Origin of the sequence: Tolypothrix sp. FACHB-123 (genome assembly GCF_014697075.1) — a bacterium.
Taxonomy (GTDB): domain Bacteria; phylum Cyanobacteriota; class Cyanobacteriia; order Cyanobacteriales; family Nostocaceae; genus Aulosira.
Window position 1 is genome coordinate 97,751 of the sequence record NZ_JACJRE010000017.1, and the last position, 13,399, is coordinate 111,149.

A 13,399-nucleotide genomic window follows, 5' to 3' on the forward strand; every position below is an offset into this window, starting at 1 on the left:
TTTATAACATCGGTCAAAAGTTAGAGATTTTTAGGCAATGCCTAAACATAACCATCCATCAAATTTACTATACTTAATACAATCTTAATACTTTCACTGGAAATACTTATGTTATATGGATTACAAATGGAGAAAAATCATCTCCAGCAATTAGTGACTACTTGACATTCAGAAATTTTTAAGAGCCAAGATAGCTTAACCTCACCGACAAGCTAGCCCTTTGAAACTTTTATATCCATTCTTTATCAAAGAAAAAAGCTTGTAAAAATGTTACTAACAACTATAAAATTTATCAGTATTTATACTAATGAATTTGTAGTAAATAAGTTTCTCAGATCTCTTTGAGTATTTACCTGGTGGGTAATATCAAATTGTGCCCATGCATAAAATTATTAAAAAATAATTCATTAAGTCTAAAGAATAGTTTAAATTTTTAATGCTCAAGTCACCTCTGTTAATGCCCTAACTAACTAATAGAAATTAGTACAACCTATTCACCCTACTTTCCGGTTAAAGTTGGGAATTCTTCTTGCAAAAAAGAATAATTCTCTACTATCTTTCTCATAAATTAATCAAGCAAACTCATAGCGGTTTTTACCAAGATTTTTAGCTCGGTACATAGCAGTATCTGCTTGTTTAATTAAGTTTTCACTATCGTTGCTGTTAAAGGGATAAATACTGATGCCAATACTAGCTGAAACGTTTGTAGTGTATTCATCCAAAACAATTGGTTCTGTAATCGTCCCCAGGATTTTTTCTGCGACTTTAGCAGCTACTTGCACGTTGGGAATAGCTCTCACAATCACAGTAAATTCATCACCACCTAAACGAGAGACAGTATCGCTACCGCGCAAGCAGTTACTGAGTCTTTGTCCAACTGTAACTAATAAGCGATCGCCAATTTCGTGCCCTAATGTATCGTTAACTTGTTTAAAGCCATCAAGATCGATAAATAATAGTCCTAATAATAAATTATTATTGGCTGCCCAATCTAAAGATTCATGAAGTTGTTCCATGAAAAATTTACGATTGGATAAACCAGTTAACGGATCGTGATATGCCAGATAACGCAGATGGTCTTCTTTGCGTTTTAATTCACTGTTAGATCGATATAACTCGTCAGCAGTACGTTTGAGTTGTTCCTCTCGCTGTTTGCGCTTAGTAATATCACGAATTACCCCAACTAAAAAGTAATTTCCCGCAGCATCTTTATGAAACGATCGCTTAGTAGCAATCAGATGGGTTTTGCCATAAGCATCGGTAAACTCTTCTTCACTTTCTTGGGGCTGATGGCTTTGAAAAACCATCTCATCTTGTTGACGAAATACATCAGCTTCATGTTTAGGGAAAAAGTCATAGTCTGACTTTTCATTTAACAACTGATTAGGATAACCAATAAATCGGCAATAGGCTTCATTTAAAACAATCCACTGATGTTGTTCATTTTTGACAAAAACCGGGTCAGGAATTGTATTAATTACTTGTTGCAAAAACTCTTTGGAACGTTTTAACTCTTCTTGGGTGTAAACAAGATAACGGGTAATCCAAATAACCGAAGTCCCAAAGGTTAGCAGTGAAGGTAAAATCGGTATCCACCAACCAAACAAAAAAGCTAGGTAGACGGACAGCATTAACAATAAGCAACAAATTACAATACTAATTAAGCTTCTGCTTGGGTGTCGGATGCGCCATGCAGTCACAGCGCCTAAATAAGACCAAGCAAAAATCCACAAGTATTCCCATAGCTTCGGCCAGACTTGCAGTAAAGGTCTTCCATCCAGGGCGGCGCTAATTAACTCATTGATAAAATGGGCTTGCAGTTCAATTCCAGCGATCGGTTTGGCTGCACCCATGAAATCGCTTGATTGCGGTACAAATACAAAATCTTGGAGACTGGGAGCAGTAGAACCAATAACTACAATGCGATCGCTAAACCATTCTTTGGGTATTTTATCTGTTAGCACATCCCGCATCGATACTTGGCGGTAACTACAAGAGTCTGCTGAGGGATTAGGACATCTGAGTTTGGGAAAGTTAGACAAAATTTGGTAGCCTTTAGCATCAGCTCTGACATACCCACCATCATTAGCCTGAAATCTCGTAAATACTGCCTTACCTAACTGTAAATACTCAGAGTTATTAGCTGCGCTTTGAGGATTAATTCCGTATGATTTTAAATACAATAAAGCCAGCTTCAAGGCAAAACTTTCGTGTGCCTGATTATTAATATGCCAATACAACAAACTGCGGCGAATTTTGCCATCAATGTCATAAATAACATTATTAAAACCGACTTGATCGAGTTGATTTAGTACTGCTGGAGGTAGAACACTGGCATTTTTTTTATTCGCTAGTTGTTCAATGCCTATTAAGTTTGGCATCGATTTATAAGCTTTCACCAGATTTTCATAACCAGGTTCCACTGGTAAATCTCGGTATATATCTAAACCAATAGCACGGGGGTGAAAAGCTTTTAATTTTTGTAACAGTTGCGCGATCGCATTGTCTGGAATTGGCCAAGTGCCAACATGGCGTAATGAAGCTTCATCAATCGCAACAATGGTAATTCGCTCTTCTGGCGGATCGTATGGACGTAAGCGGAATAATTGGTCTAAAGCTGCCAATTCTAAAGATTGGAATAATCCAATCGAACGTAAAAGCAAGATGCAGACTGCAACGCAGGAGGCGGTAATTAATTCCCTATGTCCTCGACCAAGCGGTTTTTTCAGTCCAGATAGGAACTTTACAAGACGCTTGTCTAGCTGCTTACTCATTCCCATTACCTAATAGGGAGAAAGATTTGTTATTTGCGATCTCTATCAACTATGTGGCGAATATAGCTGCAAGGTGAGCTACATTAACTTTCTCAAAATTTCTTCAAACCCTATGTGTTCCTCAAGATTAATCTTGGGTACTTATTATCTGATGAAATGGTAGTTGTCATCTTGGCTTCTCATATCACCAATTCCGTATAAAGAGTGCTTGCTAAGAACAGTAGTATATATATAGGTAATTTTAAAAGCCTAAGATTGTACTTAAATGTTGGCATTTTTGTGAAAAACAGTTTAAAAAATCACAATTAAAGTCAGAATATATAGTAGATTTACTTAAAAAATTTCCCAGTTCAATTTTCAAAGTTTTGAGATAATTTAAGTATCACACCTATAGCAGTCAGGATGAACGAAATTTGTTAACTAATAAATAATATACAAGATAATATCTGATACCTCTATCTTACTTATGTAGGAATCATCAAATTAAAGTTGTTGGTTATAATTTATGGTTGAGTCTGTTCATGAACTTTTGACTAGGTAAAAAATAAGTCAACCGGAGCAAATTAACTTAATGCCGCCAGTTGACTATTGAAGATGAGATATGAGCCGTAGTTGCAACACAGCAACTGTTTACAACTAACTACCGGAAATATTTAAAGTTGCGAGAGCCTGTATAATTAGAAACTTTGGCTAATTCATCTAAATTTTGCACTCCGCTATAGGTTTTGCCATTAATTATCCAACTGGGAAAACCTTGTATATTGGCAGCTTTACACAAATCTGGTTGTGCTTTCAAACCATCAGGAGCGCACTCTACTTTAACAGAATCATCAAGAATTTTGTAAGCTTCTTTACCAAAAAGTAGCTTTTGTTCGTGGCAGTGCGGACACCAATACGCAACATATTCTTTAGCACCGATTTTGGCAAGATGGTTAGCTAAGGCTATTTCTGCTTCACCGGAACTAGTAGTGATTTCCCACCCAAATTGAGGATTGGGCTGTACTTTGGGAGTAAAGCTGATTTGTACTGGTTTACCCGGAGTGGAAGTAACTGGATCGCCTGAGGTATTGACACCTGAATAGATGCCTAAAGTGCCAATCAGCGTTACCATACCGACAATTAGGGCAGTGAAGAAAAGTTGTCCGATATCTTCCCAGGCTCGACCCAGAATAGTCAGTACTAACATACTGAGAGAGAAAATAGCCGAGCCTATACAATAAAGACAAATAGCTTTGATTTGCGTTGCTAGTACATACATTAAGTAGCCGCTGAAGATGGACATAGCGATCGCACCAACTAATAGCAGCCACCAAGTCCAGTTTTCTATTTGTTTGCGGTTATTATCTCCCGGTTTCAATACTAGAGGAGCCAAAGCAAATATCAGCATACTTAAATAAGCCAATAGCCCAAACAAAGCTAATGGCTGACCTAAAACAGTCGCCCAAGGGCTGGAAAGCACATCATTACAACCTTTGGCACCAGCTTGTGCTACACAAGCTGCACTCCCACCTGTTAACTTTTCGATAGTCAAATAACCTGTTGTTAGGGCACCAAGCCCCGCGATCGCGGCAATCAATGGTCGCGACCATTTATGAATCCAAGGAGTAGAACGGCGACGAATCATAAGTTTTTTTGGGTATTGGGCATGGAGTATGGGGCTAGGGGCATTGGTATTGGGCATAAGGCATAGGGCATTGGTATTGATTGTTTTGCCCGCTCCTCCTTCCCAGTCCCTAGCCTAAGCGCCCCTAGTCTCTAGCCCCTAGCCCTAGCCCAGTCCTAAGAACGTATAGTTACAGAGGAAATTGATTTAGTTTCACCTTTAGAGTTCCAACTCCGACGCGCGGCTTCGACAAATTGACTGACGCGAATGGGGTCAATAGGTTGTTCAATTTGACCGTGACGTTTGAGGGAACTGGAAACAATTACACCATCTGCTGCTTGCATTAGTGTACCTACGTTTTCCCAATTGGCTCCACTGCCAATGAATACGGGTGTGCCATTGGCTGCACCACAAGCCAGTTCCAAATCTTCTATATTCGGCGGACTACCAGTAGCCCAGCCAGACAAAATCACCGCATCTGCCAAACCTCTTTCAATTGTGTCTTTGACAGCAACTGTGAGATTTGGGGAACTTAAAGGGCGGGCGTGCTTAACCAACACGTCGGCTAAAATTTTAACATCACTGCCAAGTTCTCGCCGATAGCGGAGTATTTGATGGGCTTCTCCTTCAATTAATCCTTGGTCTGTGGCCATGACTCCAGTGAAGACGTTGACGCGAATAAATTGCGCCCGCACACAACTGGCGATCGCAACTGCACTTTTGGCATCGTTCCGCAACACATTTAAACCGATAGGTAAGGTTACTAAATTCTGGATACGCTGCACCACTACAGTCATGGCACTTACAACCGCTGGATCTACCTGATTTTTGGTAAACGGCGCATCAAAAAAATTTTCGACAATGATACCGTCAACCCCACCACTGGCTAGGGCGGTTGCTTCTTGTTCGGCGCGATCAATCACTGTTTTCAGGCTACCTCCCCAACGAGGCGAGGTGGGCAGTGGTAGTAGGTGAACTACGCCAATAATCGGTGTTCGAGTTTTAAATAGCTGATATAAGTCCACGTCAATTATTAGGAGGGGTGAGGGATTAGAGGCGCTTAGACTAGGGGCTAGGGGTGAGGGACTAGGGGCTAGGGACTAGGGGCTAGGGAAATTCTGATTTCCTCATTTTCACTTTCCTAGCCACTTTCAGTCTCTAGTTCCTAGGATTGAGCCACAGAAATTTTGATGGTTTCACAGTCAGCACCAACAGTGCTTCAAAATCCACCGACTGAAGTCCTGGCTAAGAACTAATTTATCTATCATTATTAATGTAGTAAACCACTATTCCCTAGTCTCTTCCAATCCTTAGCCCCTCTCTCCCTTAGCATTAAATGGTTCTTTATGTAGTAGGTTTTACCGCCTCTATCCCAGGACGGAAATTGCGGTAAAACCTTCCATAAGATATGTTAAGATAAAACCTGACTACAAAGAGGAGTTTGCAACTCACAAGACGCGAGGCAGCTTCCTACAGTCTGAGGTTTCTCTCCTACGCCTGTTCGTAGGCAAAGCCTGAATCTGTAAGGGTAGCATTACTGCTTGTTGAGGCGTAAGCACGTTCGCAGAGCGTCCGCACCAGAGCGCGATTTCCCTGAGGGTAGCGACTTCTCACAACCAGCCCTTTGGGCGGCTTCCCGATGGGTAAATTAACAACGCATACGCTCTTGGTAATGTAAAATACCAACAGGCGAATTGTTAAAAAACATCAACAAGTGTCAAATGTACCCCAAGACACTCTGCTTTACCCTGGGAAAACTGATTAATAAAAGCATCATAACATGACCTGAAAATTGATTTGGGTCATAGATTTGCGGACAGCGAGGGGCAATGCTACCCTTCCACTTGAATACTGTCCACATGTTGGGTGCAAATAAAAACAGACATAAACCCTGTTTGGATTTGATGAAAAGAAAAAAACTGAAAATTTTGGCAAAATATGGGTGACAAGCCAACTATTGCAATTTCTCACCTGGGCTGCGAGAAAAATCGAATTGATACAGAACATATGCTGGGGCTGCTGGTTAAAGCAGGCTATGGCGTAGATAGTAATGAAGAGTTAGCAGATTACGTTATTGTCAATACTTGTAGTTTTATTGAAGCAGCAAGAGAAGAATCTGTTAAAACTTTGGTAGAGTTAGCAGAGGCGAATAAAAAAATCGTAATTGCTGGCTGTATGGCGCAGCACTTCCAAGAACAATTATTGGCAGAGTTGCCAGAAGCAGTGGCCGTAGTAGGTACAGGCGATTATCACAACATTGTAAATGTAATTGAGCGAGTAGAACAAGGAGAACGGGTTAAGCAGGTTAGTATAGAACCAACCTATATTGCCGATGAAACTACACCGCGCTACCGCACTACAACCGAAGGCGTAGCTTATCTACGGGTGGCCGAAGGATGTGATTATCGTTGTGCGTTTTGTATTATTCCCCATCTGCGGGGAAATCAGCGATCGCGTACCATTGAATCGATTGTCACTGAAGCCAAGCAGTTAGCTAGCCAAGGGGTACAAGAAATTATTCTAATTTCCCAAATCACTACTAATTATGGTTTGGATATTTACGGTAAGCCAAAGTTAGCCGAATTACTCCGCGCTTTGGGAGAAGTAGATGTACCCTGGATAAGGATGCACTACGCTTATCCCACCGGATTGACACCAGATGTCATCGCTGCGATTCAGGAAGTACCAAATGTTCTTCCCTACTTAGATTTGCCTTTACAGCATTCTCATCCGGAAATTCTCCGCGCCATGAACCGTCCCTGGCAAGGGCGGGTAAATGATGGAATTATGGAGCGCATTAAGGAAGCGCTACCATCAGCAGTGCTGAGAACAACATTTATTGTTGGGTTTCCTGGAGAAACCGATGAGCATTTTGAACATCTACTACAGTTTGTTCAGCGGCACGAATTCGATCATGTAGGCGTGTTCACCTTTTCCCCAGAAGAGGAAACCCCAGCCTACAAGTTACCAAATCAGTTGCCTCAAGTCGTCATGGATGAGCGCCGTAGCCGCCTCATGGAACTGCAACAACCAATTACTTGGCGAAAGAATCAACAGGAAGTAGGCAAAATTGTCGATGTCCTGATTGAGCAAGAAAATCCTGAAACTGGAGAATTAATTGGTCGTTCTGCAAGATTTGCCCCAGAAATTGACGGGCAGGTTTATGTGGTTGGTAAGGCGCACTTAGGAACAATCGTGCCAGTAGACATCCAAAGTGCTGATACATATGACCTTTACGGTCAAATTGTCAATAACTAATTTGTCAAAAGTCCATTGTCTAATCGCCAATGACCAATGACGCAGGACTGATGACTCAATGCAAAAAATCCAAAATAAAATTTTAGGAGATTTAATGAATCTTTCGTTTCAAGAACTCGGCATTTCCCAAGAACGTGTTGAACAACTAGAAAAAATCGGTTTCACCACACCTACTAATATTCAAAGCCAAGCAATTCCTCAACTGTTAGCAGGTCGTGATGTAGTCGGTCAATCCCAAACTGGAACTGGGAAAACCGCAGCTTTTTCTCTGCCAATTTTAGAGCGGTTAGATATTAATCAAAGAGCTGTGCAAGCATTGGTGTTGACTCCGACTCGCGAGTTGGCCATGCAAGTTCATGATGCTATCAGCCAATTTATCGGTGACAGCGGATTACGAGTGTTAGCAATTTATGGCGGTCAGTCAATCGATCGGCAAATTTTGCAACTCAGACGCGGCGTACATATCGTTGTGGGTACCCCAGGACGAGTGATCGACTTGCTAGATAGAGGTAGCCTCAAACTCGATCAAGTCAAGTGGTTTGTCTTAGATGAAGCCGATGAAATGTTAAGCATGGGCTTTATCGATGATGTGATCAAAATTCTTTCCCAAGCACCGGAAGACCGCCAAACAGCTTTATTCTCAGCTACCATGCCGCTATCAATTCGGCAATTGGTGAACAAGTTTTTGCGATCGCCTGTGACAGTTACCGTAGAACAGCCAAAAGCTGCACCTACCAAGATTAATCAGGTAGCTTATCTCATTCCCCGTCATTGGACAAAAGCCAAAGCGCTACAACCAATTCTGGAAATGGAAGATCCAGAATCAGCTTTGATATTTGTCCGTACCAGACGTACTGCGGCTGAACTCACCAGTCAACTGCAAGCAGCAGGACATAGTGTCGATGAATACCACGGTGATTTATCGCAACAAGCCAGAGAGCGCTTATTAAGCCGCTTCCGCAATCGTCAAGTACGCTGGGTAGTAGCAACTGATATTGCGGCACGGGGATTAGATGTAGACCAACTGTCCCATGTGATCAACTACGACTTACCTGATAGTGTAGAAACCTACGTTCACCGCATTGGTCGTACTGGTCGGGCTGGTAAAGAAGGAACAGCGATTTCCCTAGTCCAACCATTTGAGCGCCGCAAGCAGCAGATATTTGAACGCCATAACCGCCAAAGCTGGCAATTGCTCTCAATTCCTACCAGAGCGCAAATCGAAGCACGGCACATCAACAAATTGCAAGAACAAGTCAGAGAAGCTTTGACTGGCGAACGTTTAGCTTCATTTTTACCGATAGTCAGCGAACTGATCGAAAAATATGATGCGCAAGCGATCGCAGCAGCTGCTTTGCAAATCGCTTACGATCAAACCCGTCCTGCTTGGCTCAGTTCAGATATTGAAATTCCTCAAGAGGAAAATATCTCCACTCCCAAACCCAAGTTGGTTAAGCGTCGTGATGCTGGAGAACGTACCCGTTCTTCTTGGAGCAAATCAGACAACAGCATTGGAGAAGATGACAGACGTGGTTCTCCCAAGCCAAAATTGCGGACTGGCCGTCGTGATGCTTCCGTAGCGCCTGCTAATCAAAAGCTAGGTTCATCTTCAGCTAGAGAATCAGCTTCCTAAGGTCGGAAGAGCCAGTTATGTGCGGGGGCTATCCCCCTGAAATCAACTGGCATTCAACAAAACGGGTTTTGTGAAAGATTTCGTTAGTGGTCTGTCGCAATAGTTTTGATGAGTTCGTAGTAAAGTACTTTAGTGTTTGAGAATGCAGGGCTGAAGTCCTGACTACGAATTTATTCGCCCTATCATGATTAATGCGATGAACCACTAGCTTGTTATTGTATGATTCCAAGTTTTGAATTTGGATTGATTCAGGCTAAACAAAAAATAATTTTCTGGTAAATTGCCTGTAATTTTACGGGCATATTGTGTAGTAATAAGTTACATATTTAACTTGCATATATTGGGCGGGCGAGACGCCCACTCCACAAGAAATGTACAATTTCAGATTATGCAAACTAGATATGGTTCAGCTTATTCAAAAATTAATAGAATTGGCGGTGCGTTGCGCTGCGCGACAACACACCCTACATTTCCTACATTGAAAAATTATTAGTAAAAAATCTTACAGCCAAGAGCGAGTGACTTGTTCTAACTCGCTGATTTCGTCATCGCTTAATTTCCAGCCTAAAGCGCCAGCATTTTGTTTGACTTGCTGGGCAGTTTTCACGCCAGCAATGGGAATGACGTTACCTTGAGCAATTAACCAATTTAAAGCAACTTGCGCCGGAGTGCGATCGTATTTCTCGCCAAATTTCTGTAGTAAAGATATAACTGGTGTAATTTTTTGCAAACCATCTTTACTAAATCTTGGGTCTAGTTTTCTCGCACCAGTAGGATTTTCGCTACTATTAGCGCTGTATTTACCTGTGAGTAATCCCTGAGCTAGCGGACTATATGCCAAAATTGTGACACCTAACTCACGAGCCGTGGAGAGAATACCTTGACTTTCAATTTGGCGAGACAGCAAAGAGTAGCGTACCTGGTTTACGGCTAAAGGTATTCCCCTGGCTGCCAAAATTTGGTGTGCTTCTCGCATTTGTGCGGCTGAATAATTACTCACACCTATAGCGCCAATTCTGCCCTTTTGCACTTCATCGGCTAGGGCGTTCATCAGTGTTTCTTGGCTCAAAAAGAAGGTAAATGGCCAATGGACTTGATAGAGTTCGATTCGCTGTAATTGTAGGCGCTTGAGGCTGTCTGTTAACGCATCAGCAACTGATTGTCCGGTAAATCGCCAAGGGAGAGGCCCAAATTTTGTAGCAATTTGTACAGGTTGCTGGGTTTGCTGCAAAAATTGTCCGAGAAGAGTTTCGCTAACTCCCAGCCCATAAACTTCCGCCGTATCAAAGAACGTTATACCAGCTTCTAAGGCGGCGGTAAAGGCTTCTTTTAACTGTTCTGGGCCGTAGCCATCGCCGTAACTCCAAAAAAGTTTATCACCCCAAGCCCAAGTTCCTAGACAAAGCGGCGTCACACTTGGGCCATTTTTCCCTAACGAGATAGTTTCTACATTTGTCAACATGATAATTATTGTTACATTTCTTTACTTTTTTAGTGTAGCGTTACACCCCTAGTGCGTAATCAATCACAGGAGAGGGGAATGAGGGAAGGGAGACAAGGAGAAATAACAACTGACTATTGACAAATTTTAGAGAAATTGGGAATGCCAGGGTTTATCTTGAGTAAATGGGACAATAAAATTCCAGATCACATAAAGTAGCTATGGCAAGCAGTGAAGCATTTGATTCTGCAAGTAACTCTCCGTCTGTGCCAAGGGTCAATCTGCTGACCATGTTTAGGCTAGGCTTATTTCAAATGGGGTTGAGTATGATGTCTATCTTGACTCTGGGGGTACTCAACAGAGTCATGATTCAGGAAATCGCCATTCCCGCCACGTTAGTGGCGTTAGTGCTGGCGCTACCGGCATTTGTTGCACCTTCGCGGATTTTGTTTGGGCAAATATCAGATGCGAAGCCGATATGGGGTTATCATCGCACAGCTTATGTTTGGGTAGGCGCAGCAATATTTGCGATCGCTTCCTTTTTATGTGTACAAATAATGTGGCAGCTGGATTTTGCTGCCCAAAGTGCAGGTACTTGGGTTTGGAATACGCAAACTATTGGCTGGACGGCTTTGCTGTGTTTGGTGTTTGCGATCTACGGTTTAGCTCTTTGCGCCAGTGGTACGGCTTTCGCTGCTTTATTAGTGGATGTGTCGGAAGAAGACAACCGTTCTAAAGTAGTTGGTGTTGTCTGGTCGATGCTGATGGTAGGGATTATTGTGGGGGCAATTATTAGCTCTAGCCTACTCAAGCAAATCACATCAGGCGCTAGCATAGAAATTTTGCAGGCAGCAGTCAATAGATTATTTATGATTGTGCCAGCTTTGGTATTTGGATTTGCGATCGCTTCCACCTTAGGTGTCGAGAAAAAATACTCCCTATACAGCAAACGTTCTCAAGTAGTGAATCGGGAAGACAGTATCAGCTTGGGTAAAGCATGGGAAATCCTCACAGCTAGTCCACAAACAGGCTTGTTTTTCACATTTTTAGTTGTGATGACTATTAGCTTGTTTATGCAAGATCCCATTGTGGAACCCTATGCAGGGCAAGTTTTTAACATGCCTTTAGCGGAAAGTACTCAACTAAATGTTTTTTACGGCACAGGTATCTTGATTGCCTACGGGATTACTGGCTTTATCATTGTGCCCCGTTTAGGTAAGCGCCGAACGGCGAAACTAGGCTGTATTTTAGTTGCATTTGCTTCCCTTCTACTAGGTTTCTCAGGATTTTCCGCGAATCCCGCTTTTCTCAAATTCGGTTTAGTGTTATTTGGTTTAGCTACAGGTTTCTTAACTACAGCCGCAGTTAGCTTGATGCTAGATTTGACGGCAGCGGAAGCCGCAGGTACATTTATTGGTGCCTGGGGATTAGCACAATCTATCTCTAGAGGTTTGGCTGTAGTTATTGGTGGTGCTGTATTAGATACAGGTCGCAAGTTACTACCTAGCCTAGAGTTGGCTTATGGACTAGTATTTGTCTTAGAAGCTATAGGTATGTTGGTATCAATTTGGTTTCTCAATCGCGTAAATGTGGCAGAATTTCAAACTAGTACCAAACAAGCGATCGCTTCTGTTTTGGAAAGCGATTTAGATTAAATGGGCATGGGGCATTGGGCAGGTCAATTGTCAATGGTCATTTGTCCTCCTTGTCCTGCTTGTCTCCCTTCCCTTGTCCTCCTTGTCCCCCTTCCCTTCCCTCATCTCCTGATTCATGAACGATTTTTGGAATACGATTCTCGATTTTGCCCAAACTACCACTGCTAAGGTGGGTAAGCAATTAATGCAAGATTTTGGGCGGGTGCAAGCTTCACAAAAGGCTGATGGCACTTTGGTGACCCAATCTGATAAATGGGCGGATCAAACCCTCAGGGATGCGATCGCTTCTACTTTTCCTGGCTACGGGATTTTAAGTGAAGAAGCAGATCGCGTTTTTCCTGGTACAGAATGGTGTTGGGTAATTGACCCGTTGGATGGTACAACTAACTTTACAAGGGGCATTCCTATTTGGTCGATTTCTTTGGGATTACTGTATCGAGGAATACCAATTTTTGGTTTTATCTACGCGCCACCACTGAATCAAACTTTTCATGGTTTTTGGCAAGGTAATTCTGGGTTAGCAACGCCTACTGGAGCATTTCTCAACCATCACCCCATCCATTCCAGTCCTGATGCTCCCAGCAATAATCATTTTTTTAATCTCTGTTCCCGCAGTACGGCAGCGATGCAACCAGGCTTTCCCTGTAAAATTCGGATGTTGGGTGTAGCTAGCTATAATTTTCTGACTGTGGCCACTGGTGCGACATTGGGAGGAATTGAAGCCACGCCCAAAGTTTGGGATTTAGCTGGGGCTTGGGTAATTGTGCAAGCGGCTGGCGCTACTTGGAAATCCTTAAAAACAGAGCCATTTCCCCTGATAACAGGAGAAGATTATAGCGATCGCTCTTTTCCCACACTGGTAGTTAGCCGTTCCGAATTAGTGCCAGTGTTTACACCATTTTTGGCAAATGTCAAAATTTAGACTATCTCAAAGCTAAGGAATTATAGTCATAAAATATACCCTCTAACCCTTAACCCACAAGGGTTTATTTATATTTAAAGTTGATTCAATTAGTTGCAACTAATTTATACTGT

9 protein-coding genes are annotated in these 13,399 nt (G+C 42.3%); 4 read left to right on the forward strand and 5 right to left on the reverse strand.

All coding sequences use genetic code 11. From position 1 onward, the window contains the following. Nucleotides 1-572 precede the first annotated feature (572 nt). The 4 genes from H6G41_RS13765 to H6G41_RS35750 all read right to left on the reverse strand — a co-directional run bounded on the left by H6G41_RS13765 (nucleotide 573) and on the right by H6G41_RS35750 (nucleotide 5,991). Entirely contained in the window at nucleotides 573-2,774 is a 2,202-nt protein-coding gene (locus H6G41_RS13765) for a CHASE2 domain-containing protein (RefSeq protein ID WP_190746739.1), read from the reverse strand. Nucleotides 2,775-3,414: 640 nt separating this feature from the next. After that, nucleotides 3,415-4,398 carry a vitamin K epoxide reductase family protein gene (locus tag H6G41_RS13770; RefSeq protein ID WP_190746776.1) on the reverse strand — a complete coding sequence of 328 codons (984 nt, stop codon included), beginning with the start codon at nucleotides 4,396-4,398 and terminating at the stop codon, nucleotides 3,415-3,417. Between the two features lie 155 nt (nucleotides 4,399-4,553). Further along, nucleotides 4,554-5,402, reverse strand: coding sequence for a photosystem I biogenesis protein BtpA (btpA, locus tag H6G41_RS13775; RefSeq protein WP_190746740.1), 849 nt, complete (start codon nucleotides 5,400-5,402; stop codon nucleotides 4,554-4,556). Between the two features lie 466 nt (nucleotides 5,403-5,868). Beyond that, nucleotides 5,869-5,991, reverse strand: coding sequence for a hypothetical protein (locus H6G41_RS35750; protein ID WP_277878119.1), 123 nt, complete (start codon nucleotides 5,989-5,991; stop codon nucleotides 5,869-5,871). Between the two features lie 324 nt (nucleotides 5,992-6,315). Between H6G41_RS35750 and rimO the strand changes: the two genes are divergently transcribed. Both rimO and H6G41_RS13785 read left to right on the forward strand, forming a co-directional pair. Further along, entirely contained in the window at nucleotides 6,316-7,635 is a 1,320-nt protein-coding gene (rimO, locus tag H6G41_RS13780) for a 30S ribosomal protein S12 methylthiotransferase RimO (RefSeq protein WP_190746741.1), read from the forward strand. A 94-nt stretch (nucleotides 7,636-7,729) separates the two neighbouring features. Next, nucleotides 7,730-9,268: a DEAD/DEAH box helicase gene (locus tag H6G41_RS13785; protein WP_190746777.1), complete on the forward strand. Its 1,539-nt coding sequence runs from the start codon at nucleotides 7,730-7,732 to the stop codon at nucleotides 9,266-9,268. A gap of 502 nt (nucleotides 9,269-9,770) precedes the next feature. On the opposite strand, the gene H6G41_RS13790 is transcribed toward H6G41_RS13785, so the two are convergent. Beyond that, a complete protein-coding gene (locus H6G41_RS13790; protein WP_190746742.1) occupies nucleotides 9,771-10,730 on the reverse strand; it encodes an aldo/keto reductase in 960 nt (319 codons plus the stop codon). Between the two features lie 200 nt (nucleotides 10,731-10,930). Between H6G41_RS13790 and H6G41_RS13795 the strand changes: the two genes are divergently transcribed. Continuing rightward, complete coding sequence (locus tag H6G41_RS13795; RefSeq protein ID WP_190746743.1) at nucleotides 10,931-12,364, forward strand: BCD family MFS transporter; 1,434 nt, start codon at nucleotides 10,931-10,933, stop codon at nucleotides 12,362-12,364. A gap of 115 nt (nucleotides 12,365-12,479) precedes the next feature. Next, nucleotides 12,480-13,286, forward strand: a complete 807-nt coding sequence (locus H6G41_RS13800; protein WP_190746744.1) for an inositol monophosphatase family protein — start codon at nucleotides 12,480-12,482, stop codon at nucleotides 13,284-13,286. Nucleotides 13,287-13,399 lie beyond the last annotated feature (113 nt).

Excerpts from the sequence above, each read along its gene's own strand:
- rimO (WP_190746741.1), top strand. The coding sequence starts at position 6,316 with ATGGGTGACAAGCCAACTATTGCAATTTCTCACCTGGGCTGCGAGAAA.
- H6G41_RS13800 (WP_190746744.1), top strand. The coding sequence starts at position 12,480 with ATGAACGATTTTTGGAATACGATTCTCGATTTTGCCCAAACTACCACT.
- H6G41_RS13795 (WP_190746743.1), top strand. The coding sequence starts at position 10,931 with ATGGCAAGCAGTGAAGCATTTGATTCTGCAAGTAACTCTCCGTCTGTG.
- H6G41_RS13790 (WP_190746742.1), bottom strand. The coding sequence starts at position 10,730 with ATGTTGACAAATGTAGAAACTATCTCGTTAGGGAAAAATGGCCCAAGT.
- H6G41_RS13785 (WP_190746777.1), top strand. The coding sequence starts at position 7,730 with ATGAATCTTTCGTTTCAAGAACTCGGCATTTCCCAAGAACGTGTTGAA.
- H6G41_RS13770 (WP_190746776.1), bottom strand. The coding sequence starts at position 4,398 with ATGATTCGTCGCCGTTCTACTCCTTGGATTCATAAATGGTCGCGACCA.
- H6G41_RS13765 (WP_190746739.1), bottom strand. The coding sequence starts at position 2,774 with ATGAGTAAGCAGCTAGACAAGCGTCTTGTAAAGTTCCTATCTGGACTG.